Annotated in this window: 27 protein-coding genes; 9 read left to right on the top strand and 18 right to left on the bottom strand. The window is 71.8% G+C overall.

All coding sequences use genetic code 11. The features are described from left to right. Positions 1-3: 3 nt before the first annotated feature. From speB to ASG94_RS10990, 3 genes are read right to left on the bottom strand one after another with little or no spacing between them, the layout of a single operon-like run. On the bottom strand, positions 4-1,026 hold the full coding sequence (gene speB, locus ASG94_RS11000; protein ID WP_056926522.1) for an agmatinase: 1,023 nt from the start codon (positions 1,024-1,026) through the stop codon (positions 4-6). A 46-nt stretch (positions 1,027-1,072) separates the two neighbouring features. After that, positions 1,073-2,635 carry an HD domain-containing phosphohydrolase gene (locus ASG94_RS10995; protein ID WP_056926521.1) on the bottom strand — a complete coding sequence of 521 codons (1,563 nt, stop codon included), beginning with the start codon at positions 2,633-2,635 and terminating at the stop codon, positions 1,073-1,075. Beyond that, positions 2,632-3,378, bottom strand: coding sequence for a hypothetical protein (locus ASG94_RS10990; protein WP_056926520.1), 747 nt, complete (start codon positions 3,376-3,378; stop codon positions 2,632-2,634). The genes ASG94_RS10995 and ASG94_RS10990 overlap by 4 nt, the downstream gene beginning before the upstream one ends. A gap of 153 nt (positions 3,379-3,531) precedes the next feature. Between ASG94_RS10990 and ASG94_RS10985 the strand changes: the two genes are divergently transcribed. Next, positions 3,532-4,305 (top strand): esterase/lipase family protein, encoded by a 774-nt coding sequence (locus tag ASG94_RS10985; RefSeq protein WP_056926519.1) that lies wholly within the window; start codon positions 3,532-3,534, stop codon positions 4,303-4,305. A gap of 29 nt (positions 4,306-4,334) precedes the next feature. After that, positions 4,335-5,240: a haloalkane dehalogenase gene (locus ASG94_RS10980; RefSeq protein ID WP_056926518.1), complete on the top strand. Its 906-nt coding sequence runs from the start codon at positions 4,335-4,337 to the stop codon at positions 5,238-5,240. A 7-nt stretch (positions 5,241-5,247) separates the two neighbouring features. Here ASG94_RS10980 and ASG94_RS10975 read toward each other — a convergent pair whose 3' ends face one another. The 3 genes from ASG94_RS10975 to ASG94_RS21990 all read right to left on the bottom strand — a co-directional run bounded on the left by ASG94_RS10975 (position 5,248) and on the right by ASG94_RS21990 (position 7,160). Continuing rightward, positions 5,248-5,772, bottom strand: a complete 525-nt coding sequence (locus ASG94_RS10975; protein WP_056926517.1) for an SOUL family heme-binding protein — start codon at positions 5,770-5,772, stop codon at positions 5,248-5,250. Positions 5,773-5,865: 93 nt separating this feature from the next. Next, entirely contained in the window at positions 5,866-6,342 is a 477-nt protein-coding gene (locus ASG94_RS10970) for a SixA phosphatase family protein (protein ID WP_200958097.1), read from the bottom strand. Positions 6,343-6,350: 8 nt separating this feature from the next. Continuing rightward, positions 6,351-7,160 carry a hypothetical protein gene (locus ASG94_RS21990; protein ID WP_056926515.1) on the bottom strand — a complete coding sequence of 270 codons (810 nt, stop codon included), beginning with the start codon at positions 7,158-7,160 and terminating at the stop codon, positions 6,351-6,353. A gap of 154 nt (positions 7,161-7,314) precedes the next feature. Here ASG94_RS21990 and ASG94_RS10960 point away from each other — a divergent pair, with 154 nt between their 5' ends. The 3 genes from ASG94_RS10960 (at position 7,315) to ASG94_RS10950 (ending at position 11,319) form a co-directional block, all read left to right on the top strand. Next, on the top strand, positions 7,315-9,090 hold the full coding sequence (locus ASG94_RS10960; protein WP_162260805.1) for a thrombospondin type 3 repeat-containing protein: 1,776 nt from the start codon (positions 7,315-7,317) through the stop codon (positions 9,088-9,090). A 141-nt stretch (positions 9,091-9,231) separates the two neighbouring features. Then, positions 9,232-10,839, top strand: a complete 1,608-nt coding sequence (locus tag ASG94_RS10955; protein WP_056926513.1) for a hypothetical protein — start codon at positions 9,232-9,234, stop codon at positions 10,837-10,839. A gap of 150 nt (positions 10,840-10,989) precedes the next feature. Next, entirely contained in the window at positions 10,990-11,319 is a 330-nt protein-coding gene (locus ASG94_RS10950) for a hypothetical protein (protein ID WP_056926512.1), read from the top strand. 204 nt (positions 11,320-11,523) lie between these two features. On the opposite strand, the gene ASG94_RS10945 is transcribed toward ASG94_RS10950, so the two are convergent. Both ASG94_RS10945 and ASG94_RS10940 read right to left on the bottom strand, forming a co-directional pair. Continuing rightward, a complete protein-coding gene (locus tag ASG94_RS10945; protein ID WP_056926511.1) occupies positions 11,524-11,877 on the bottom strand; it encodes a hypothetical protein in 354 nt (117 codons plus the stop codon). 553 nt (positions 11,878-12,430) lie between these two features. Then, positions 12,431-12,634: a cold-shock protein gene (locus ASG94_RS10940; protein ID WP_056926510.1), complete on the bottom strand. Its 204-nt coding sequence runs from the start codon at positions 12,632-12,634 to the stop codon at positions 12,431-12,433. Between the two features lie 234 nt (positions 12,635-12,868). Between ASG94_RS10940 and ASG94_RS10935 the strand changes: the two genes are divergently transcribed. After that, positions 12,869-13,462 carry a dihydrofolate reductase family protein gene (locus ASG94_RS10935; protein ID WP_056926509.1) on the top strand — a complete coding sequence of 198 codons (594 nt, stop codon included), beginning with the start codon at positions 12,869-12,871 and terminating at the stop codon, positions 13,460-13,462. Positions 13,463-13,478: 16 nt separating this feature from the next. Here the strand turns inward: ASG94_RS10935 and ASG94_RS10930 are convergent, their stop codons facing one another. Continuing rightward, on the bottom strand, positions 13,479-13,988 hold the full coding sequence (locus ASG94_RS10930) for a hypothetical protein (protein WP_200958096.1): 510 nt from the start codon (positions 13,986-13,988) through the stop codon (positions 13,479-13,481). A gap of 234 nt (positions 13,989-14,222) precedes the next feature. On the opposite strand from ASG94_RS10930, the gene ASG94_RS10925 reads away from it, so the two are divergent. Next, complete coding sequence (locus ASG94_RS10925; protein WP_056926507.1) at positions 14,223-14,870, top strand: DUF998 domain-containing protein; 648 nt, start codon at positions 14,223-14,225, stop codon at positions 14,868-14,870. Here ASG94_RS10925 and ASG94_RS10920 read toward each other — a convergent pair. The 9 genes from ASG94_RS10920 to ASG94_RS10880 all read right to left on the bottom strand — a co-directional run bounded on the left by ASG94_RS10920 (position 14,854) and on the right by ASG94_RS10880 (position 23,128). Further along, on the bottom strand, positions 14,854-16,068 hold the full coding sequence (locus tag ASG94_RS10920; RefSeq protein WP_056926506.1) for a M20/M25/M40 family metallo-hydrolase: 1,215 nt from the start codon (positions 16,066-16,068) through the stop codon (positions 14,854-14,856). The genes ASG94_RS10925 and ASG94_RS10920 overlap by 17 nt on opposite strands. Further along, entirely contained in the window at positions 16,068-16,871 is an 804-nt protein-coding gene (locus tag ASG94_RS10915; RefSeq protein WP_442938484.1) for an amino acid ABC transporter ATP-binding protein, read from the bottom strand. Before ASG94_RS10915 ends, ASG94_RS10920 begins: the two co-directional genes overlap by 1 nt. Next, complete coding sequence (locus tag ASG94_RS10910; protein WP_056927222.1) at positions 16,868-17,791, bottom strand: amino acid ABC transporter permease; 924 nt, start codon at positions 17,789-17,791, stop codon at positions 16,868-16,870. Before ASG94_RS10910 ends, ASG94_RS10915 begins: the two co-directional genes overlap by 4 nt. Before the next feature lie 40 nt (positions 17,792-17,831). Then, complete coding sequence (locus ASG94_RS10905; RefSeq protein WP_056926505.1) at positions 17,832-18,800, bottom strand: transporter substrate-binding domain-containing protein; 969 nt, start codon at positions 18,798-18,800, stop codon at positions 17,832-17,834. 130 nt (positions 18,801-18,930) lie between these two features. Next, complete coding sequence (locus ASG94_RS10900; RefSeq protein WP_056926504.1) at positions 18,931-19,776, bottom strand: MurR/RpiR family transcriptional regulator; 846 nt, start codon at positions 19,774-19,776, stop codon at positions 18,931-18,933. A gap of 92 nt (positions 19,777-19,868) precedes the next feature. Next, positions 19,869-21,185, bottom strand: a complete 1,317-nt coding sequence (locus tag ASG94_RS10895) for a cyanophycinase (RefSeq protein WP_056926503.1) — start codon at positions 21,183-21,185, stop codon at positions 19,869-19,871. 250 nt (positions 21,186-21,435) lie between these two features. Next, positions 21,436-21,720 carry an excalibur calcium-binding domain-containing protein gene (locus ASG94_RS10890; RefSeq protein WP_056926502.1) on the bottom strand — a complete coding sequence of 95 codons (285 nt, stop codon included), beginning with the start codon at positions 21,718-21,720 and terminating at the stop codon, positions 21,436-21,438. Positions 21,721-21,837: 117 nt separating this feature from the next. Next, on the bottom strand, positions 21,838-22,659 hold the full coding sequence (locus ASG94_RS10885) for a nuclease-related domain-containing protein (protein WP_235537236.1): 822 nt from the start codon (positions 22,657-22,659) through the stop codon (positions 21,838-21,840). 52 nt (positions 22,660-22,711) lie between these two features. Then, complete coding sequence (locus ASG94_RS10880; protein ID WP_235537235.1) at positions 22,712-23,128, bottom strand: hypothetical protein; 417 nt, start codon at positions 23,126-23,128, stop codon at positions 22,712-22,714. 253 nt (positions 23,129-23,381) lie between these two features. Between ASG94_RS10880 and ASG94_RS10875 the strand changes: the two genes are divergently transcribed. Then, positions 23,382-23,693: a hypothetical protein gene (locus ASG94_RS10875; RefSeq protein WP_056926499.1), complete on the top strand. Its 312-nt coding sequence runs from the start codon at positions 23,382-23,384 to the stop codon at positions 23,691-23,693. Positions 23,694-23,760: 67 nt separating this feature from the next. Next, on the top strand, positions 23,761-24,006 hold the full coding sequence (locus ASG94_RS22655; protein ID WP_056926498.1) for a DUF1272 domain-containing protein: 246 nt from the start codon (positions 23,761-23,763) through the stop codon (positions 24,004-24,006). Positions 24,007-24,015 lie beyond the last annotated feature (9 nt).

Here is a 24,015-nt window from a genome sequence, read left to right as displayed (position 1 = left end):
GGGTCAGCCCTGGCCGCGCCCGTCGAGCAGCGGCCGCGCCGGGTCCCAGGTCGTGCCGTCCCGCTCGTCGCGGCGCTTGCGCGCGATCGCCGACAGGGCTTCGAGGACGACCCGGTTGGCGAGCGCGGCGGTGATGTCCGAATGGTCGTAGGGCGGACTGACCTCCACCACGTCGATGCCCACGACGGGCAGCTCAAGGCAGATGCGGCGTACGGAGTCGAGCAGCTCGCGGGCGCTCAGGCCGCCCGGCTCGGGCGTGCCGGTGCCGGGGGCATGACCGGGATCGCAGACGTCGATGTCCACCGAGAGGAAGACCCCGTCGCACTCGTCGGTGGCGATGGCTGACGCCTCGGTCAGGACCTCGGGCAGGCCGCGGTGGACGATCTCGGTCATCTCGTAGGACCGCATGCGCTGGTCCGCCATCCAGTCCAGCGTCTCCGGCCCGGGCCAGTACCCACGCAGGCCCACCTGGAGGAACCGGTCACCGCGCAGGGCGCCCGACTCGATGAGGCGGCGCATCGGCTGGCCGTGACCCCAGAGCGAGCCGAACTCGATGTCGCCGGTGTCCGCGTGCGCGTCGAAGTGGATCATCGAGACGCGGCCGTGCCCGAGCACGTTGGCCACGCCCTTGGCGTCGGGGAACGCGATCGAGTGGTCCCCGCCCAGGACGACGGGGACGGCACCCGCCCGGGCGACCTTCTCGACGGCCGCCTCGAGCACCCCGAGCGCCTTCTCGATGTCACCCGGTGGCATCTCGACGTCGCCGGCGTCGAGGACCCTGAGGTCGGTGAGCCCGTCGGTCCGCAGCGCGAGCGACGGTCGGGAGCCGTCGTGCGCCAGGTAGTCGGTCATCCGGATCGCCTGCGGGCCGAAGCGGGTGCCGGGCCGGTGCGACGTGCCACCGTCGAACGGCGCCCCGACGATCACCACGTCCGCGTCGGCGTACGACGTCTCCTCGTCTAGGTCGCACGGGGGCACACCGAGGAACGTGATGTCCGGGCCGTACTGCGCGCCGTAGCGGGTCATGGCGGTCATGATGCTCGCCCGCCCGCGGGATGACCAGCAGCCCTACCTAGCCCGCGGACCCGTCGGTCGGCGCGACCAGCCCGTGCTGGAGGGCGTACAGGCTGGCGCCCACGCGGTTGGTCGCGCCGATCTTGGCGTAGGTGCGCTCGACGTGGTTGCGCACCGTCTTCTCACTGAGCACGAGACGGGCAGCGATCTCGCGGTTGCTCTGCCCGCGGGCGACGAGGCCGAGGATCTCGGCCTCGCGGGCGGTGAGGGCGTCGTGGCGGCGCGTCCTCTCCCGCGCGTGGCCCGCGACGGCCAGGACCGCGCCGACGCTGTCCGCGTCGAGGGCTCCGCGGGCCACCCGCTGCTCGAGCCGGGCCGCGGCGGCCTCCCCGGACAGGGCCTCGCGATAGGGCCGGGGCTCCAGCGCCGACTGGTAGGCGACGGCGGCGGCGAGCAGCCGTTCGGGGCGACCCAGCGCCGCGCCGGCGAGAGCCAGCGGGTACCCCGATCCGTCGAGGTGCTCGTGGTGCGCACGAGCGATGGCGGCGACCTGCGCGAGGCCCGGGACCCGGGTCAGCACCCGGTCGGTGAGGTAGGGGTGCATCCGCGCCCGCTCCCACTCCGAGCCGGTCAGCGGCGCAGGCTTCGACCAGATCTGGTTGGACACCCCGATCCGGCCGACGTCGTGGAGGTGGCCGGCACGGCGTACGGCCGTCGCGTCGTCGTGCGGGAGCCCCAGCTGTACGGCGGCCGCCTCGGCCAGCGCGGCCACGGAGCGGGAGTGCCCGAACGTGAACGGGCACTTGAGGTCCACGAAGTCGCCGATGGCCGCCAGCAGGGTGTCGAGGTGCGCCGCGTCGAGCCGGGCCTCGGAGTCCGGGGCGATCGACAGCGCCCGCTCCCAGGGATCGTCGCCCGCAGCCGCGAAGAGCGCCTCGGGATCGGCCACGAACGCGTCGACGACCGCCGGGTCGAGGTGTCCCCCACGGCGGCTGCGAGCCATCGCGACGGCGCCCTGGACGCCGTACATCCGCTGGTGCACCTCGGCCACGTCGGCAAGCTGGGCCACGCGCATCTCGATCGGGATCCCGTCGCCGGACGCACCGGTCGGGAGGCCTCCGCCGTCGTACCGCTCGAAGGTGTAGGTCAGGGCCTCCTCGACCTCCGGGGACAGGCCGATGTGCCGCGCGAGGGCGGCCGCGGAGCTGCAGTGCGAGTGGATCAGGGTGGCGAGCTGGCCGCGGGCGTCGCGCATCAGGGTGGCCAGGACGCGCACCCGCTGCGCCACGGGCTCACCGCGGGCGACGTTGCCGAGCAGGAACCGCAGGTAGGGCAGCCCGGACCAGTCGACGAGGTAGGCGTCGCGCCGCACCGAGATGTCGTCGCCGAACCAGCGGGCGTACTCCTGCGAGTCCGCGTGACAGCCGATCCACATGAGCAGCGTCGTGTAGTAGACGGTCGCCCGCTGCTCCCGGTCCAGGCCGAGCCGGTCGGCGAGCCCGCAGGCGACGACCGACGAGCGGAGCATGTGCTCGGCCGGCTGGCCGAGTCCGAGGTCGATCGCCACCGACAGCCCCGCGAGCACCTCCACCCGCCGGGGCAGCGACGCGGCAGTGGTCATCGCCCCATTCTGGCGTTCATCGAGCCTGCGTGCGGGTCCGTCTTCTCGAGCAGGGGCGTGAAGCGGGCCCGCCCGACGAAGAAGACGCCCCGCTGTGGGAGCCAGAAGTCGGCCAGGTGGGCCTGCTCCTCCAGCGGCCCCGGCCGACCGAGGTCCTCACCGCAGTACGACGCCGAGGTGTCCGCGAGGCGCCAGATCTGCAACGGCGCGGCCTTGAAGCGGGGACCGTTGGGGGATGCCCCCTCCAGGCGGATCCGCCCGGTCCCGAGCATCGTGCGAGCCATCGGTCCCATGGTGGTGAGCACGGCCCTGCTGTTCCACCCCGCCTCCGGCAGCGCCGAGCCCATCGCGGACATCACCCGGGTCGCGGGGGTCGCGCCCAGCTCGATCCGCCAGCCCAGCTCGTCGCCGATCGACACGTCGAGGGTGTGGTCGTCGCGCCAGCCGATGTCGATGCGCCGGACGCGCTCGACGGCGACCATCGAGGAGAAGTAGCGCGGGCACGTCAGCCCGGGGTCGCCGTTGGTGTGGATGGTCCAGCGCCCCTCCGGGTCGCGGTGCCACACGGTGCGGTACGCCGGCCCGACCGAGGTGGCCACCATGTCCCGGAACGCGAGGTAGTGGCCGCCCGCGAAGGGCACGCCCATCACGCCGTAGCCGGTGAATCGTTCGTCGTCGCCGTCCGCCAGTCGAGGGTGGTCCTGCATCGCCTCGACGGCCTGGCGTGGAGTTGTCGTCGTCATGTGCCCAGCGTCGCGCCGCCACGGCGTCGTACGCCTGAGGCATCTGCCTCAACTCCTCGCGGCGCGCGCTCGGCGGCGTACCGTCACGCGTCGTGGACGCCGCAGCCTGGCTGACGCCGCGCCCGCCCACCCTGCCGACGTACCGTCGAGCCCATGTGGCTCACCCTCCAGCACCCGGGCCGACCGGTCCTCGCCGCGGCCGGCGTCCGCTCCCGCGCCCGCGAGCACCCGGACACATCGTCCCTGGCGCCACCGACGGGCCCGCCGTCCACGTGGACGGCGCTGGGCGAGCTCGGCTCCGCCCTCGACGCGCTCCGGCTGGTGGGGGCGCTGCCCCGCCTGTCCGCGGCTCCCCGCGGCGACGGCCACCTGGTGGTGGACGTCCCGGGATGGCGGGCGCCCGAGGTGAGCGGGGCGCCGTTGCGCGGCTACCTGCGAGCCCTGGGGTACGACGCCCGCGGCTGGGGCTTCGGCACCAACCTGGGCGACCCCAGGCGTGACGTGGAGCGGCTGGCTGCACGGGTGCTGGACCTGGTCGACGAGCAGGGCTCGCCCGCGTCGCTGGTCGGGTGGAGCCTGGGTGGCGTGATCGCCCGCGAGGTGGCCCGGCGCCACCCGGACGCCGTACGCCGGGTCGTCACCTACGGGACGCCGGTGGTCGGCGGTCCGACCCACACCACCATCGCGCGCGCCCAGGGCAGCGGCGCCGGTCGGGTCACCCGACGGCTCGACGCCGCGGCGCCGATCCGCGTGCCGCTCACCGCCGTGTTCTCCAAGCGGGACGGGATCGTGTCCTGGCAGGCGTGCATCGACCGCTCCACACCCGGCGTGGAGCACGTCGAGGTGTCCTCGACCCACATCGGCATGGGCGTCGACCCGGACGTGTGGACGGTCGTCGCCGACCGGCTCTCCCGCGACCCGGACTGACCCCCGACGCCCGTGCCAGACTGGCCGGCATGGAGGTCTACCGCACCCCGGACACCGCCTTCCAGGACGTGCCCGACTTCCCCTGGGAGCCGTCGTACGCCGAGGTCGCGGATCCCGACGGCGGCACCCTGCGCATGGCGTACGTCGACGCCGGACCCGCCGGCGGGCCGGTCGCGCTGCTGCTCCACGGCGAGCCGTCCTGGTCGTTCCTCTACCGGCACGTGGCCCGGGTGCTGACCGAGCGCGGGATCCGGTGCGTCATGCCCGACCTGATCGGCTTCGGCCGCTCCGACAAGCCACTGCACCGAGCCGACTACTCCTACGCCCGGCTGGTCGAGTGGACCCGCGAGCTCGTCCTCGACCACCTCGACCTGCGCGAGATCACGCTGGTCGGCCAGGACTGGGGCGGGCTGGTCGGTCTCCGGCTGGTCGCCGAGCACCCGGACCGCTTCAGCCGCGTGGTCGCGGCCAACACCGGCCTGCCGACCGGCGACGTCGACATGCCCGAGGTGTGGTGGCAGTTCCGCCGGGCGGTCGAGAGGACCGAGGTCCTCGACATCGGTCGCCTGGTCGCCGCCGGCTGCGTGCGCCCGATGGCCGAGGACGTGCGTGCGGCGTACGACGCACCGTTCCCGGAGGAGCATTCCAAGGCAGGACCTCGCGCGATGGCCGGCCTGGTGCCCACCCGCCCCGACGATCCTGCGACGGAGGCCAACCGCGCCGCGTGGGCGGCGCTGTCGATCAGCGAGCTGCCGTTCCTGGTCGCCTTCAGCGACAGCGACCCGATCACCGGAGCGATGGCACCGATCCTGCGCAGGACCGTCCCGGGCGCCCGGGACCTGGCCCATCCCACCATCGAGGACGCCGGCCACTTCCTGCAGGAGGACGCCGGGGCCGATCTCGGCCGGGTCGTCGCGGACTTCATGCAGGCCTGAGGCGGCGTCACGCCGCGGGCGGCACGACCGGCACGACGACCTCGTTGTGCCGCAGGAACCACGGCGTCCACGGCGGGTCGAAGCGGGCGAACCGCAGCGGACCGTCGAGGTCGAGCCCAGCCCCCTCGACGGCGGCCAGGAGGCGCTGCGCGTGCTCGTCGTACCGCGCCTGGGACCAGCGCCCGGAGAACTTCAGTGCGGCAGCCGTCTGGTCGGGGACCGCTCGGAGCCGCACCTCGCCGTCGGTCGGCGCCGGCGCGGCGTCGAGCTCGAAGGAGTCCGGCATCACGAAGCTGACCACGTAGTGCCCGACCTCCGGCTCGGCCTCCTGGAGGACGGGGGCAGTCATCGCCACCTTGCGGGACTGGGTGTTGCGTCCGCCGATGTAGCCGACCAGCCGCCGGAACGACGCGTTGCCGGCGCCTTGGAAGGAGCCCGTCACCCGCGTCTCGGCGACCACGTGCTCGGGATACCACCGCAGCTCGAAGCCGGGGTACTCCCCGACGACGTCGTACGGCTGCTCCTCGGTCATGGGACCAGCCTCCCGCGCCGTCCGGTCGCCCGGTAGTGCCGGAGGTCCCCGGCCCCCTGCCTTGCTGCCGTCCTCCGGGTCGGTCCGGCCGGTCTACGCCGGCGGGCGTCCGTGCGTCCGCAGCTCGCCGGCGCCGTCCCCCACGTCGGACCACGGCCCCGGTACGTCGATGACGGCCAGCGCCGACGTCGGCATCGGCACCGCGCGACCGGTCAGGGCCGCCACCAGGTCCTCGAAGCCGGGGTTGTGGCCGACCAGGACGACCGTCGCCACCTCCCCGGGCAGCCCCGCGATGACGTCGAGGAGCGTGTCGTCCGAGGCGGCGTACACACGCTCGTCCTCCCGGACCGGCGGCGGGTCGACGAGCTCCGCGGCGGCCAGCCGCCAGGTCTCGCGGGTCCGCTCCGCGGGCGAGACGACGGCCAGGTCGATGACGCCGACGTGCTCGGCGAGCCAACGGCCGGCCTCGGGGACCTGACGCTGTCCCCGGCGCGCGAGCGGGCGCAGGTGGTCGGGCTCGCCGCCCGACCAGTCCGACTTGCCGTGCCGCAGCAGGACGAGGGTGCGCACGGGTCGACTCAGAAGCCCATGTCGAAGCCGCCGTCGAACCCGCCGCCGTCGAATCCCCCGCCGCCGTCGCCTCCGCCGTCGAATCCCCCGCCGTCGCCGCCGCCGTCTCCCCCGTCGCCGCCACCACCATCGCCGCCGTCTCCGCCGTCGTAGCCGCCGCCGAGGTCGCCGAACATCATCCCGCCCATGAACATCCAGGTCATGGGCCCGAAGGCGCCGAAGTAGCCCATCGCATAGGGCTCGTAGGCGCGGCCGCCCTGCCAGTAGGGCACCCGCTGGGCGCCGACCATCACCTTGCGGACGTCGGGCTCGGCGCCGGCACGCACCCGCTCGACGTCGAGCGCGCAGGCGGGCACGTCACGCTCCGCGCCGTCCGGCGGGACGAAGGGGACGTCGGCCACCGAGGGCCCGTGCCGGGGGTCGAAGAAGCACGGCGGGCGCCGGGTCGGCAGCGGCTCGCCGGCGACGCGGGCGCGGACGCACGCGACGGCGTACCGGCCGTCCTCGACGATCTCGGTGATGTGCCGGATGTCGTCGGGCCTGGTGATCGAGTCACCGGCGACCTTGGCGGACTCGTAGGCGTCGAGTGCACGCTGGTAGTCGGAGCGGGCACCGGCGTCGAGCTCGTGCCCGCTCATCTCCAGGTCGAGCTGCTGCAGGTCCTCGCCGAACGCCGTGATGTCCTCGAAGGCCAGCTTGCGCACGGGGGCGATCTCCTCCTCGCGTCGCGCCAGCTCGCGCTCCTTCGTGCGACGCGAGGCTGCGACAGCGGCGACTCCGACCACCGCGAGGACCAACACCAGCAGGATCCAGGTCATGTCGAGAGCCTACGTGCGGCCCGGAGAGTGCCTCGGACGTTCGCCCGTACGGCGAGGTGTCCAGGCGTGCACTTACCGCGCATCGATGAGGACGGCCCGCCCCGCAGGTGCGACGCTTCGAGGACTCTCGGACGCCGCGCGGAGGAGCAGGTCGATGAGGGTACGCACGCGTCGAAGCACCCGGGTCGCTGCCGTGGCCCTGGCGGTCATCGCGTCACTGCTGTCGACGGGACCGGGCCGGGCCGCGTCTCCCTCCGACACGACGGACAGCTCCACGCGGAGCGCGACCGTCACCGGGCCCGTCACCAACGGCATGATCGCCACGTTCGCCTGGAGGCAGGGCGCTCACATCTCCGAGCCGCTCGACCTGGTGGTGATGAAGGCCGACGGCAGCGGGGCGCAGGTGCTGGTCCCGGAAGCCGCGGAGCGGAGCCTGTGCGGCTTCGACCTCGACTGGTCGCCCGACGGCAACCGGATCGCCTGGGCGTCGGGCGGGCAGGTCTGGACCGTCAAGGCTGACGGCACCGACCGGCAGCGCCTGGCCGACGGGTGCGTGAGCCACGTCGAGTGGTCACCGGACGGTGGCACCCTCGCCGTTGAGATCGACGGCCGGACCGGGCTGCTGTCGGTCCCGGGCGGCGCCTTCAGGTGGCTCCGCGACTGCCCCTTCTACGGCGACAGCGGCGCCAGCTTCTCGCCGGACGGCTCGACCGTCAGCACCGTCGCGGGCGGAGACTGCAACACCGCCGAACCGAGCGGTTGGGGCGTCTACGGCTTCGACGTCGCCGACGGGGCGCTGGACGCCCGGTACGCCGACACGAACCTGCGCAGCCAGCCGCCGAACACCATGCTGGACGCCATCCCCAACAGTGCCGAGTGGCACCCGAGCCAGGACCTGATCCTCGTGGGCATGGACGACGGTTCTGAAGGTGGGACCTGCCACCCCCTCGGCCAGACGGGGGCGTGGAGCAACTCCGACCTGTTCACGGTGACCCCGTCGAGCGACGCCCCGTTGACCAAGGTGGGCTCCACGTCCGGTGAGTTCGAGCTGTGGGAGCGAGATGCGAGCTGGTCGCCCGACGGGCAGCGCATCCTGTTCACCGGCGAGCGCAACGTGTCGTGCGAGGACTCCTCCTACGTGCACTCCGGCGTCGAGCTGTTCACGATGGGCGCCGACGGATCGTCGCCCACCAGGATCTGGACCCCCTGGAGCCTCGAGCTCGGCTTCGTGGGCTCGAGCTGGCAGCCCTGCACCTCCACCACGCTGACGTGCGTGCCCGCCCCGCCCCCCGACACGGACGGTGACGGAGTCCCCGACTCAGGCGACTCGTGCCCGACCGTCCCCGGACCCTCAGACAACGGCGGCTGCCCGGTCGAGCCGCCCCCGCCCGACACGGACGGTGACGGAGTCCCCGACTCCGGCGACTCGTGCCCGACCGTCCCCGGACCGGCCGACAACGGCGGCTGCCCGCTCGAGCCGCCCCCGCCGGAGGACGCCGACGGGGATGGGGTCGCGGATGTGGACGACGCCTGCCCGACGGTCCCGGGCCCGTCGACGAACCAGGGCTGCCCGGTCCCGCCGTCGGAGCCGCCGGTGCCACCGGCCCCCTCGGCGCCGGTCCCCTCGGTGCCGGTCCCCTCGGTGCCGACGACCCCGACGGCGACGGCTCCCAGCCGGATGAAGGCGCCCCGGGTCGCCGTCCGAGGGCGCAAGGTCATCGTCCGGTGGACCGCAGCGACCGCCAACGGGAGCGCCGTGTCCAGGTACGTCGTCGACATCAGCCGCGGCAAGGACGCCTCCGTGAGGGGTTCGGTCCACAGGAAGGTGTTCAGACGTCTCGAGACCGGCCGCTACAAGTTCCGGATCGCAGCCGTCAACGCCGTCGGGATCTCTCCCTACAGCCGGTGGGCCAGGATCCGGATCCGCTGAGCCGTCCCGCCTACTCGATCGAGACGAAAACCCTCCACACCCGTTCCGCCCGGGCGGATGAGGGGTCACCATCGGAGGTACGCCGCGATGGGTTCTCCGGTCCGCTCGGATCGCCGCGCCACGGGCAGAGGGGAGTCCGCCATGACGACACCACCCGCGACCGGTCCCGAGACCCCGTCCCCACCCAAGGACCCGGCCGTCGAGGAGCTGGAGAAGCAGACCGCGCGGGTCAAGGCGCGGCAGGACCTCGTCGAGGCCAAGCTCGGCGCGGTGGGGTCGCTGGCGACCGGGGTGACGGACGGGCCGACCAACACGGTGACGTTCGGAGCCAAGGCGGGGTCGCTGGCGCCGTGGCTGGCGCAGAGCGTCCTCGCCGAGGTGGCGGGCGGCCTGACGAAGGCGGTCTGGACAGCGATCGACGACCGCGCTGTCGATGGTCAACCGGTACGACGGGTCGTCCTGGTCACCGACGACCCCGCACTGCTCGCCACCGACCTCGTGAGCCGCCAGGTCCAGGCGAGCATGCAGGGGCGGACCACCGAGCTCGGCGCGCTCGCCGGTGACCTCACGCGAGCCCTCGTCGGGCTGCGGCAGGCAGTGGGTCGGTACAAGGACGAGGAGGCCGAGCGCGCTCGGCAGGCGCAGGCGGGCGGCCCGGGGAACCGTGACCTCCTCGCCTCGGTGCTCGATCGGGCGGAGGGCGTGGCGGCGGCCGCCGCCGACGTCGCCGAGGCACAGGCCGCGACCGCGGCGCCCGAGGCCGACGAGGAGGAGACCGGGTCGGAGACGTCGGGCACGAGCCCGCTCGCTGCGGCCGTCGACCTCGTCCGACTGCTGGCGATCGACTACACCGTGACGGCCGCCGACGTCGGCGTCGACTCCGCGCTGCTCGCCCGCCTGACCTCCGGGCGGATGGCCTCCGCGGGGCGCGACGACGTCGTGCTCCTCGACGGCTTCGCCCCCGCCGACAACAGCACGACCTTCGCGGCGTACGCATCCCTCATCGCGGCACTCAACGAGGTCGCCTCGGCGGCCCGGACCCTGAGGAGCGCGAAGGCGCCCGTCGACTCCGAGGCCGGGGAGTACCGGTTGGCGCTGGCCGAGGTCCGCAAGGAGTGGGAGAAGACGCTCGCGGACGACGAGGCGCCGGACGGCGCGGCCGAGGCGCTGGAGGAGGCGGTCGAGGAGCTGTCCCGCCGGCTGCAGGCCCGGGTGGCGGCGGCTGCTCCGGCCGAGGACATGATCGCGGCCTGTACGACGCTCACCCAGGTCGTGCGGACCGAGCTCACCGCTCTGACCAGCGCCGACGGCCAGGGGATCGCGCCGCTGCAGCGCGCCTGCTCGCGCGACCGGCTCCACGACCGGACCGACGACGCCACCCGCGTCGTCACCCACGTGCTGCTGGTGCAGGCGACCCACACCGGCGCGGACATCGTCACGCGGCGTTCCGTCCTCGGCGCCTCGGGCCGCGTCGGCTACCTCGGCGGCGCCAACGCCGCGTGGGTGCTCATCGACGTGAACGGCAACGTCGTCGGGGGCGGGGCCGTCGACAGCGCCAGCCACCTGACCCACGACATCGCGACCGGGGAGTCGCGCAGGAGCCTCATCCAGGCGCGGGTGAACGCCTGGACCACCAAGGACCCCCTCGAGAAGAACGAGCGCTGGCTGCGGGCCGGCGTCCTGCTCGTGGCGCTCGCGCTCGTGGTCTTCAGCCTCGCCGCGACGTGGGCGGTGGTCGTTCCGGACTGAGAGGTGGGTGCGCCGCCCTGGCTCGACCTCGTCGAAACCCTCAGATTGAGTGATGCAACGCCGCAACGGTCCGGACGATGCTGGCAGAGCCAGGCCTGCCGGCCTGACGGCCTTGCTCGGAAAGGCACTCGACCAAGAGAGGAATACTCGATGAAGCGTTTGATGAGCATCTGCGCCATCACGGCGGGGCTGGTCCTGTCAGGAGCCGGGGTGGCCAACGCCGGCGAGGTGAACGGCAACGGCGAGGACATCCCCGCGCCCACGAATGCCTCGTCGGAGTGCGTGTTCTCCGGCCAGGACACCCTGGACGCCATCGAGGGGAACCCCGAGGGCTTCGACGACGACGCGTTGGCCATGAGGGGCAACCAGAGCCCTGGTGGCGTCGACCGCTACCACGGGGTGCAGAGCTACGGCATCTTCGTGCGGGCCGGTCTGAAGGACGTCGTCCCGTCGCCCGGCATGGCGTGCAACGGCAGCTGACGCACGCTCTGGTGTCGTGATGCAGGGCATCGGTGACAGTCCTGCATCACGGCCTCGGTGCCAGATCGCGTGGCCCGCGGTCGTGACGCTTCGCCCGCTCCCACCTGCTGAGCACCACTCGGCACAGAGGAGCGCGCAGCGTCCTCGGGTCGATAGATCCGACGACGGGCTGCACGGCTGACTGACGACCTCCCGACATGTCTGTCAGAGGGCGACCGTGACGTCCCGGCAGTTCCAGGGGTTTCGGTTGGAGGAGACGATCATCCAGTCGCACACGCCGACCCGCATCTGGACTCCGTCGGGGATGTTCTGGACCCACGTGCAGCCGTTGTAGACGATCGCCCCGTGCCCGAGCGAGGTGTCGAGGTAGGCGCCGTCCCCGTCGCGGTCGACGACGTCGCACAGGCGCAGCGTGTTGTTCGAGTCGTTGTAGTAGACGCTCGACCTGTACGAGGTGGAGTAGATGGTGAAGTCCGCGGCGTGCGCGGGAGCAGCGATCGTGAGCATCAGCAGCGACGCAGCGACGGCCGCGAGTGCCGGCCTCTTCCTGACCTTCAAGACGAACCTCCGGATTGAGCGACCGCGCCGAACGCGGGTCGGGACAGTAGCGCTGATCACTTGGATGAGACCTGCGCGATTCGTCGAGTGTCTGCCCCGGGAATGAAGGGGCAAACCTCGCGACAGCGCGGGAAGTGCCTTCGTGGCTGGACGAGCCACCACGAAGTCTCCTTCGCGCCCCGGTTCGCCGACCGTGGGCGCGGATAGAAGCGCATGCTCCTGCCGTCGACACGTTGCGCTGCACCAACCGGATGCGCCGCGATGAGTGGATCCATCCGTCGCTGGTCGGACGGCACCCAGGCGGGCCGCGGCGTCCTGCCGGGCCGTACCTCCCCGCGCCGCGCCTCGAGGGTGCCCTCCACTGGCCCATGGGCAGGTCGGCGCGTTCCGCTTTCCACTGGCTTGATAAGGACTTCTTCGAGCAAACGGGCAATCGCGAGCCAGCGCGCATCCGTCTGTGTCGACACAGACGAAGCCGGCGCAAAGGCCCGCGCCACGCCACGACGCACGAAGGGCCCCGACCGCAGGTGCGGTCGGGGCCCTTCGCATGAGATCAGGAGACGGTGACGTTCTCCGCCTGGGGGCCCTTGGGACCCTGGGCGAGGTCGAACTCGACCTTCTGGTTCTCGTCGAGCGACTTGTAGCCCGAGGACTGGATCGCGGAGTAGTGGACGAACACGTCCTCGCCGCCGCCGTCCTGGGCGATGAAGCCGAAGCCCTTCTCAGCGTTGAACCACTTGACGGTGCCTGAAGCCATGATCGTTTCCTTTGTTCACGTGCTGGGGGCACTGTGCCCCGAGCTGCTGAAGACACCTGTGCTGATGTCCAGCGCGAACCGAAAACCAGGAGTACGAGATACGAGCCGCACATCGTGTGCGGCCAGGACGGCTTGCGGCCGACCCTTCAACACGACCAACGATAGAGCATCGGCCCCACATCGGGGCTTCGGCGACCCTGGCGCCCGGGCGCGCGGGGTACCTAGCCTGCAGTCATGCCCCGCGTCACCGCCGACATGGCGGTCTCCCTCGACCTCTTCGGCACCGGCCACGGCCAGTCCCGCGAGCACCCCTTCGGACCCCACGTGGGCGAGCGGCTGCACACGTGGATGTTCGACCATGGCGAGGACAGCGAGGAGGAGATCGCGGCGATCCTGCACGCCCGCGCTTACGTCATGGGACGGCACATGTTCGGGCCCGACCGCGGCGAGTGGGACCTGGAGTGGCAGGGCTGGTGGGGGCCGGAGCCGCCGTACAGGTCGCCCGTCTTCGTCCTCTGCTCGCGACCGCGCGACCCGGTCGTGATGGCGGGCGGGACGACCTTCCACTTCGTGACCGGCGGGATCGGGGCCGCGCTCGAGCGGGCGCGGCAGGCGGCCGGGGACGGCGACGTCTCGATCGCCGGCGGGGTCGCCACGCTCAACGCCTACCTCGCCGCCGGTCTGGTCGACGAGCTGCGGCTGCACGTCGTGCCGTTCACCGTCGGCGAGGGGCTGCGGGTCTTCGACGGGGTGCCGGACCTGGCGATGGTCCCGGTCTCCAGCCGGACGACGCCGCACGTCACGCACCTGACCTACCGCCGCGCCTGACGTGCATCCGGGCGCCTCATGGGGCGGTGTCGACCGCGTCCGGCCTCTGGCGCAGCACGTCTGGGAGCAGGTGCTCGAGCACCCCGACCTCCTCGACGTTGTGGACCACCCAGGCCCGCGCCATCCGTTCGGGGAAGACCCTGGTGATCAGGTGGCGGTTGACCGTGGCCAGCAACGGCGACCTCGCTCCGAGGTCCAAGACACTGACGTAGTGGGTTCCCTGTGCGCAGGCAGACCACGTGTGCTCCAGCTGGAACACGGGTACGCCGCACAGCCGCCGCACCAGTCGGATGCCCGTGTCATCGAGCTTCTCCACGGTCTCCGTGGTGTCCACGTAGAACTCCGGCCGTCGGTCGAACGCCTCGACGATCCGGAATCGGGCTCCCTCCCCGGCCCCTCCGCCAGGGGCGGGCCGCGCAAGCTCCCAGTGGATGTGGTCCAACGGGTGCCAGGCCAGGTAGCTCGAGATCTCCTCGCCTAGGTACGTCGTGGGGTCACCGATGTGCCGAAACCACCACAGCAGCATCTCCGGCGTGATCCCGACGAGGGGCTGGTGGTCGATGGTCACCCGCATGCGGTGGTGTGGCAGGAGCTGGACCCTGCTTCGTGCGCTGTCGACCGCACGCAACGGGTGCTGGACCGACCGAGGGGCCGGGAGCGGGAGCCGAGGAGCCATCCCCCCACCTTGGACATCCGCCGTCCTCCTGACAACGGCATTCCGCCCGTCACACCTTGGGCGGCCCGGGTCTACGGTGACCCCGTGCCTTCCGTCGCAACACCGCCACGCGAGGCATCGGCCACGACCGCCCTGCGTCTGGGAGCGGTCGCCCTGATCGTCCGGCCCCTCTACATCGCGACCGAGCTCGTCGTGGCCGCCGCGACCACGGGCGGCTACAGCTTCGTCTCCGACTCGGTCAGCAGGCTCGGCGAGGTCGCCTGCTCGGCGGCGTACTGCTCACCGCGCCACAACCTGATGAACGGCTCCTTCATCGGCTTCGGCCTCCTGCTGGCGGGGGGCGCGCGGCTGCTCGCGCGGCCGCTCGGACCGTGGGCGACCGGGCTGCTCGTCGTCTCCGGGCTGAGCTCGGTGGCCACCGGTCTCGCACCGCTCGACCAGGACGCCACCCTGCACGCGATGGCCGCGGGACCGCTGTTCGTCGCGCAGCCGATCGCCCTGGTCGTGCTCGGCGTCCGCCTCAGGGAGAGCCGGCCGCGACTGGCGCGGGTCCTCCGTGCCACCGGGGCCGTGACGGCCGTGGCCGCCGTCGGCTTCGTGCTCGCCGGGGAGGACGGGGCCGCGTCCGGTGCGCTCGAGCGCCTCGCGCTGTGGCCGGTGCTGTTCGGCGTCGCCGCCGTCGCGTGGGAGTTTCGTCCTCGCCGGCACCACAGCGTCAGCGCCCGGCCGTAGCCCTCTCGGCCCGCTCCGGGGACCGGCCGAGAGTCGCGCCCAGCTCGACCATGAGGCCGGCCAGCAGCGTGACCCGCGGGATGACACTGCCGAGGTCGAGCCACTCGCTCAGGGAGTGGTCGTCGCCCCCGATCGGGCCGAGCCCGTCGAGGACGGGGATCCCCTCGGCGGCCAGGAGGTTCGCATCAGCCGCTCCCCCGGTGGTCGTGAAGCCGACGTCGATCCCCAGCCGCGCCGCCACCGCCGCGGCCGCGGCGGCCACCCGGCCCGACTCCGCGTCGGCAGCCCACGGCGGAGCGGGTGCCTGCAGTGACACCGCCACTGTGGCCTCGGTGATCGACGAACGGGTCGCGATGGCGCGGATCTCGGCCACGACCTCGTCGAAGGACGTCGGCGTCGATGCGCGCACGTCAGCCACGAGGCAGGCCCGGGCCGGGACGACGTTGGGCCGCTCGCCGGCGCGGAGCACGCCCACGTTGACCGTCACGTCCGGCCACCGGCCGTTGAGCGCGGCGAGGTCGACGGTCAGTCCGGCGGCCGCGACGGCGGCGTTGATCCCGCGCTCGGGCTCGACGCCGGCGTGGGCTGAGCGTCCACTGACCTCGAGCAGCACGTCGACGACGCCACGGCGTCCGACGACCACGCTGCCGTCCTCGCGGGCGCACTCCAGGCACAGGGCCACGTCGTGCTCGGCGGCCAGGGCGGCGAGCAGCCCACGGGACCCGGGCGATCCGATCTCCTCGTCGGGCGTGCACGCGAAGGTGACCGAGGCGTAGTCGTCCCAGCCGAGGGACCGCACCGCGTCGAGGGCGAACACGCCGGCGAGCAGGCCGCCCTTGTCGTCGCTCACCCCGGGGCCGGTCGCCCGGCCGTCGCGCTCGGCGTACGGACGTGCGGCGGCGGTCCCGCGTGCGAAGACGGTGTCGAGGTGGCCGACCAGCAGCAGCCGCAGCTCCCCGGGTCCGGTCCACCGCCCGACCACCGCCGGCACCGACTGGCCGTCGGCGCCCGGGCTCGGCGGCCGCGAGACGTCCATCCCCAGCTCGGACAGCAGGGTGGCGACCCGGTCACCGGCGCTCCTGATCCCGGCATGGTCGCCCGACCCGGTGTCGATGGCGACGAGGGCGGCGAGCTCGGCGACGTACGCGTCGTACCGCTCCTCCACCCGGCGGCGGAGGAGGTCGAGGGCATCCGGCATCAGAGGACCTTGGACAGGAACGCCCGGGTCCGCTCGTGGCGCGGGTTCTCCAGGATCTCGGTCGGTGTGCCCGACTCGACCACCACACCGTCGTCCATGAAGTAGACCGAGTCGCCCACCTCGCGGGCGAAGCCCATCTCGTGCGTCACCACGACCATGGTCATCCCGTCGCGGGCCAAGCCCTTCATGACGTCGAGGACCTCACCCACCAGCTCGGGGTCGAGGGCCGAGGTCGGCTCGTCGAAGAGCATCAGCGGCGGTTGCATCGCCAGCGCGCGGGCGATCGCCACCCGCTGCTGCTGCCCGCCCGAGAGCTGCGACGGGTAGTGGTGCTCGCGACCGGCCAGGCCGACGCGCTCGAGGAGCTGCTCGGCCTGCTGGCGAGCCGCCTTGCGCGACTCACCGCGCACCAGCACGGGCGCGTGCATGATGTTCTGCAGCGCGGTCATGTGAGGAAACAGGTTGAAGCGCTGGAAGACCATGCCGATGTCGCGGCGCTTGGCGGCGACCTCCGCCGGCTTGAGCTCGTAGAGCCGGTCGCCCCTCTGCCGGTAGCCCACCAGGTGGCCGTTGACCGACAGGCGTCCGCTGTCGATGGTCTCGAGGTGGTTGATGCACCGCAGGAACGTCGACTTGCCCGAGCCCGAGGGCCCGACGAGGCACGTCACCTCGCCCGGGCGGACGGTGAGGTCGATGCCCTTGAGCACCTCGGTGCGGCCGAAGGACTTGCGGACGCCGACCGCCTCGACCATCGCGGTGGCGGCGGGGGTCTCGGTCGCTCCGGCGACGGGTACGGCGGTCATCGGGTGTCTCCTCGTCCGAGCCAACGTCGGCTCATCGATGCGTTGCCGTGGCCCTTGCCGTACTTCTTCTCCACGAAGTACTGCCCGATGCTCAGCAGGCTGGTGAGGGCGAGGTACCAGATGACGGCCACCACGAGCAGCGGGATCACCTGGTAGTTCTGGGCGTAGACGCTCTGCACCGCGGTGAGCAGGTCCCGGCCGCCGATCACCGACACCAGCGCGGTGGACTTGAGCATCGTCACGGTCTCGTTGCCCATCGGCGGCACGATGACCCGCATCGCCTGGGGCAGCGTGATGGTGCGCATCGTCTGCCCCTTCGTCATCCCGAGCGCTGAGGCGGCGTCGTCCTGCCCGTCGTCGACCGAGGCGATGCCGCCGCGGACGATCTCGGCGGCGTAGGCCACCTCGTTGAGCGACAGCGCCAGGATGGCCGCGGTCATCGGGCCGACCACCGCGTTGGTGTCGAAGCTGGCGAAGGTGACGTCGGTGAACGGGACGCCGATCTCGATCTGCTGGTAGAGCGCGGCGAGGAAGCCCCAGAAGATGATCTGCACCAGCAGCGGCGTACCGCGGAAGAACCAGGTGTAGAACCAGGACAGGCCGCGCAGCACCGGGTTGCTGGACAGGCGCATCACCGCGACCACGGCGCCGCCGACGGTGCCGATGACCATCGCCACGACGGTCAGCATCACGGTGATGCCGACGCCCTTGATGACGAAGTCGCGGAACAGGTAGTCGCCGACGACGTCCCACTCCATGTTGGGGTTGCGCGCCAGGGACAGCAGGAACGACGCGGTGAACAGCGCCACGATCCCGGCGGCGACCCAGCGGCCCCAGTGCCGCAGTGGCACGGCCTCGAGGTCGGCCGCCGCGTCGGTGCCGCCCGTGGCGGTCGTCCTGGTGGGTGTGGTGCTGCTCAACGTCGTCGCCTCCAAGGCGCCTGGGGGAAGTCGGACCGGATCAGTCGATCGCGGCGTCGATGGTCGCCTTCGGGATCGCGATCGCCTCCTGGCCGTACTTGGCCAGGATCTTGTCGTAGGTGCCGTCCTCCATCAGGGACTGCAGCGCCGCCCGGAAGGCCTCCGCCAGCTCGGCGTCCGCCTTGAGGAACCCGAACCCGTTGGGGCTGGCCTGGTAGCCGTTGGGCGCCTCGGGGTCGTCGATGACCTCGACCTTGCCGGCGAGCTTGTCGGCGTCGTCGAGCAGGTTGACCCGCGTCGCCGCGATGGCGTCAGCCTTGCCGGCGAGCAGTGCCTGGACGGCGTCGGTGTTCTGCGGGTACTCCGTGACCTCGATGGTGTCCCCACCGCACTCGGTGTCGCTGAAGTCCTGCAGCAGCCCGACCTGCTTGGAGGCCTTCTGGGCCGCCACGCTGGTCCCGCAGAGGTCCGCCATGGTGGCGATCCCCTCCGGGTTGCCGTCGACCACGGCGATGCCGGTGCCGGACGCCGTGTAGTCCACGAAGGTCGCGGTCGCCTGACGCTCGTAGTTGTCGGTGATGCCGCCGACGATGGCGTCGTACTTGCCGGCCTGCAGACCCGGGACGAGGCCGTCGAAGGGCTGCTGGAGGAACGGCGCCGTGATGCCGAGCCGGGCGGCCATCGCGGTCATGAGGTCGTGGTCGAGGCCGGTGAAGTCCTCGGTGTTGCCCTCCTCGACGAAGTCGATGAAGGGCGGGTACGGCGCGTTGGTGGCGACGGTGATCTCCTCGGCGTCGGCCACCTCGGCAGGCAGGAGCTTCGCGAGCTCGGCGTCGGCCTCGACGGTGCCGACGTCGGCGATCTCCGCCGGAGCGCCGGCCTCGGCAGGCTCGGAGCCCGCGGAGTCGGCGTCGCCGCTGCAGGCGGTGAGACCGGATGCGAGCGCGGCGAGCACCGCGCCGGCGACGAGGCTCCTCGAGGAGCGGGACAGGGACCTGGTTGCGTTCATCGGACAGTTCCTTCCGGGTGCGGCTGCCTCACACGCTGGGCGAGGTCACCCGTTCTCGGAATGCACGTTACAAGTTAGTCCTCTATCTGTGAAGAGTGGAATGTCTGATTCATCACGTCGAGAGTGTCTCTCACACGAGGCCGTGGCGACGCGATGCGTCCTCGAAGCGGGTCATCCTCCGCTGCGCGTCCTCCCCCGAGGCGGAGAGCACGCCGGCCACCAGGACCTCGACCACGGCGAGCGTGGGCACGAGGCTGTCGTACGCCGCCGCCACCGCGTCGACCTGGGCCGGGAGCACCACGTCGGCGATGCCCGAGATCGGCGAGAGCCACCGATCGGTGACGAGCACGACCTTGGCCCCGGCCTCGACGCACTCCTCGGCGAGGGCCCGGGTGTCGGGCTCGTAGCGCCGGAAGTCGAAGAGCACCACCACGTCACGACGGCCGATGTCCAGCAGGACGTCGGTGCGACTCAGGGGCTGGGTCGGCAGCAGGCGCGCGTCACCACGGATCTGCATGAGGTGCAGCACGAGGTACTCCGCGAGCAGACGGGTGAAGCGCCCCCCGTCCGCACTCACGCGGTAACGACGGTCCGACAGCAGCACCACGGCGGCGTCGAGCTCGTCGGGAGGCAGCAGGTCGAGCGTGCGTGCCGTGGCTGACGGCAGCACGGACTGGGCGCGACCCAGCAGCGTGTCGTCGGTCGGGACGGGCTCGGCCGTCAGCAGCGACAGCGGGGAGGCGGTGCGCTCGGCGATCTCGCCACGCAGGGCCTCCTGCAGGTCCCCGAACCCGTCGAAGCCCAGACGGGACAGGAAGCGCAGCACCGTCGGGCCGCTCGTCTCGGCCCGCTCGGCCAGCCGGGCGACGGTGTCGAGGCCGGCCGCCGGGTAGTCCGACAGCAGCAGCCTGCCGACGCGCCTCTCGGCCGGGCTGCACTTGCCCAGGCCCTCGCGGATGCGTTCCGCCACGGTCATGTCGAGCTCCTCTCCGGGGTTGCCCGGAGGCTACCGGCCGGGGAGGCGGGGCCACGCCCCGTGCAACCCTCCGTCGCCGGCCCCGCCCTCACTCACCGAGGGGCGATGGTGAGGGCGAGCCCCGCGAACGAGACGCCCGCAGTGGTCTCCCACACTGCGGTCGTCGGCTGCACCGTGAGCGTGGTGACGTACCGCGGAGCATCCTCGAGCGTCGTACCGGTCGCGACGGAGGCGGTCGAGGCCATCAGCGCGAGCGCCTGGTCGACGAGGCTGTAGACCCCCGGGTCGTCGGCGGCGACCGAGTCCCAGATGTCGGCGCGCTCGGCCGGTCCGTCCCCCGCGCGTACGACGTCGATCGCGTCCGCGGCGCGCGAGACCGTGCCGCGCCGCAGGTCCACCCGGTCGCCACGGGTCAGGTAGCTCCACGAGGCACCGCGCCGGTCGACGGCGAGCACCGAGACGCCGTTGCGGCCGATGACCTCACCGGCACCGGTGGCGCGGTCGACCACCAGCGCGGTGGTCTCGTCGATGCCGACGACCTGGCGGTGACCGGTGTCCTGGGCCAGCCGGATCATCCGGGCCTGGCGTCCCCACGTGCCGAAGTGGCTGTCGAGCAGGCCGTCGTCGAAGAAGCCGAACCCGCCGTACGGCAGGTAGCCGAGCTTGGTGGTGTCGTCGAAGTAGCCGGGCGCGGCGCCGTCGCGCCACGCCTCGTAGGACTCGCCGCCGGTGATCATGTCGGCCCCCTGCTGGATCGTCGTACCGGCGCTGACGCCGGCCACGACCCCGTCCTTGCGGAGCACGGTGTCGACCGCGGACAGGACCTTGGTACGACGGCAGGTCCGGTAGGCCTCGTCCGCGGCGGGGCGGCAGTCCATCAGGGTCCGCACGTAGTCGGTCTGGTCACCGCCACCGAAGAAGACACCGGTCGACCGACGGACCTCTTGGGCGACCCTCGGACTGTCCGCGTTGTCCGGCCCGTAGGCGTCGCCGGTGAACGCGTCCTGGGTGGTGTCGACCGGGACGGCGTAGGTGTCGGCGCCGTAGGACTCGAACAGCGCGGAGTAGTACAGGCCGTTGGCTGCGGCGTTGTTGAGGTCGGGGTCGGCCGCCTCCTCGGCGCTCTCGGCGGGAGCGGCACCCGCGGTGACGAGGGCGATGCGCGCCCGGGCCGGTCCGTCGCCGTCGGGGTCGGCGAGGTCGACGATCCGTTGCACGATCTCGGCGTCCTCCTTGAGGGCGCCGCCGATGAGGACGAGGGAGCCCTGACCGTGGCTCGCCCTGCCCGCCTTGTCGGCGGCGGCGGTGGCTCCGCCGCCGGACGCGGACGCCACGGTCAGCTGCGTGGCGGTCAGGAGCACCGAACAGGCCGCGACCGCGACCCCGGTGAGATTACGGATCGCGGGCATGGCGCCTCCAGATGTTTCGAGCATTACGAATCGTGATGTTGCACTCGCGAACGTAACGCACGTCACATAGGGTCGTCCAGAGGTATCCGTGACGCCGGCTCGCACGGGCTCGGGCGACGACTGTGCGTCACGGCACCGGAAACCGGTCGACACCCGTGCTTCCACGCACACTCGCGGCCCCCAGTCGTCACGCGCCTCGCGTCGTCCCCGCGCCTCCTGCCGCGATGAGGCCTTGGAAGGGACCTCCGGGTCAGCGCTTCTCGCAGGCGATGCCGTCGTTGTCGGCGTCGAGGGTGCCGTTGTGGCCCTCGGCGGCCCGGTAGGCCTTGGTGTTGCGGTAGAAGGTCGTGACCGGCGTCCCGCTGGTGAGGTCCCGGGCGTTGGCCAGGCCCACGCCGTGCGGCCAGGTCTTGTTGAGGTTGGTGCAGTTGTCGTGGAGGCCGGTGGTGTGAGCGGATGCCGGGCCGGCGAAGGTGAGGGCAGTGGCGGCGACGGTGGTGGCGGCCGCTGCGACCAGCAGCTTGTTGATGTTCACGTGTGTGTCTCCCCGTAACGGCATCCCTGATGAGACGCAACGACCCAGACCGTAGGCGAGGCCTCCGGCGCTGTCCGCCGATTGCGGAGATGCCGTTCGGACCTCGGTCGCTGGTGCTCAGGCAGGGGGCAGAGCCGACGCCAGCTGCCGATGCAGCTCCTCGACGTCCGTGGTGCCGAGCGGACCGTCTGCGTGGAGCTTCGGGTAGAGCTTCTTGGGTGAGAGGACCTGCACTCCCCGGGTGGTGAAGGCCCCTCCGATCAGGGGCCAGTCTGCTTCCACGAAGCAGAGCACTCCGTGGATGGTCACGTGGTCCCCGACGACAGCACGTACGACATCCATCTGCTTGAGGACTCCGTCGACGACCTTCGTGCAGTCCCGGGTGCCGACGATCAGCTTCTCGACCCGTTGACGGATCAGGCCGCCTTCGATCTTCAGCTGAGGTCGCCCGGCGTACTTCTTGGCGTCGATGACGAAGATCCCGGAGCGGGTGACGGCCACGTGGTCGATGTTCGCCCGAGTCCTGGGGATGCGACGGTCATGGAGGATCCGCACGTCACCTGACGCCAGCTCGTTGAGCCGCTTGCCGAGTCGTTCCTCGCCGACGGCCCCGGTGTCCCAGGCCCGGGTGGTCTGTGGCTCGTCACTGAGCGCGTGCAGCAGGCCGCCGATCTTCGGGTGCTTGGTGCGAATGCGCTGCTCCCTCGCCGCTCGACGGCGTTCGAACTCTCGACGCGCGGATCCCCCGGGAGTTCCCGGGTCGACGCGTTCTTCCACCGGTGCTGCCGAGGTCGGTCGGTCATGGGTGATGCACCGGACCGACTTGCTCGCTCGGTCGTAGAGTGCCTCGGCCTTGGCGGGCAGGGCTGCGCCACAGCTGCCACACGTGCCGGCGTAGCGCAGTCGCATTCGCTTCTCGTCCGGGGGGAGCTCGTCCACGCTCTTGAACCTCGTTGTGTGTGCTGGCGGTGTTGGCAGGGGTGCAGGGAACTCAGGTCGACGAGACGGAACGACCCGCCTTGAGGTTGGCGAACGGACGGGCACCCCAGTCAGCGACGAAGCGGTCGATGAGCTCGGACTCCACGTCCTCGGGATCGACCTCAGGTGTCTCCATCCAGCCGACCAGCAGCGTGCGGCTGTCAGACAGCTGCCACAGGTATCTGCCGCCCCAGTGCCCGACGGGCTCGCCGGAGCCGTGTCGCCGGAACTCCTCCAGCCGCTTCGCCAGGCCCCGCCGACCACTCTGTCCCGCGGCGGCCTTGCCTATGTAGAGCACGCGGGCGCCTGTGACCCACGACTGTTCCAGGACCGAGCCCCCGACGGAGGGATCCTTGGACTTGAACCGTCCCGCAGGACTCACAGGCAGGAACATCGGGTCGTCGATCCGGTCACGCAGGACGACGTACACGCCCGCACCTCGCGGCCCGGGGGAGTTCGGCAGGTCCCCGAAGGGGACGAACCCCTCGAATCCGGCCCGGGTCAATCCAGAACGTGTCCACTCCACGTCGGGAGTGTGCATCCACCATCGACCCGTTGTCCCGCAATTGCACGCGTCCCCTGCCGCTACGGCGCCGCCGACACGTCACGTCGCACGCCCGACCAGTCCGGGAGGCTGGGCGAAAAGGTGAACAGACGCCGCCCACGCGCCCTAGCGTCCGTTCATGACGCGGTACGAGTACGACGAGGAAGCCAGCAACCGGCTTCACATGGACATCGTCCATGAGATCGACGATCGACCCACGCCGGTGGCTCGCTGGGTCGACGCAATGCGTCGGTTGAACTCCATCAACGACCCGCTCGCCCGCCGACTGCTCGCGATCCACCGCGATTGTGGGTCCGGGTCCGGCACGTGCGACAGCGATCCCGACGGTGAACCGATCAACCACCGGAGGGACTGGGGCTGTGAGACCACGGCGGCGATAGCTCACCACTTCGGAATCGAGTTCCCGGCTGCGCCCCGCGAGGCTGAGTGACCGGCCCCGTCCGGGCGCAACCGAAAAGTGATCTGCGCCGCTCCAGACCGTCCAGCATCATGGTCAGGTGCTGGAGCTGCGACCCAACTGCGAGTGTTGCGACAAGGACCTGCCCCCGACCGCTCGGGACGCCATGATCTGCATCTTCGAGTGCACCTTCTGCCGCGAGTGCGTCGAGACGCGCCTGCGCGGGGTCTGTCCCAACTGCGGAGGCGGGTTCACCCCCCGCCCCATCCGTCCACCCGACGCCCTGCACCGCCACCCCGCCTCGACGGTCCGCGTGGTCGCACACGACTGCCCGCCCCGCGTCTGAGCCCGGCTG

It is taken from the genome of Nocardioides sp. Soil805 (assembly GCF_001429625.1).
Classification (GTDB): domain Bacteria; phylum Actinomycetota; class Actinomycetes; order Propionibacteriales; family Nocardioidaceae; genus Nocardioides.
Note: the sequence above shows the minus strand (reverse complement) of the source record. Positions and strands in the feature narration are given on the sequence as shown.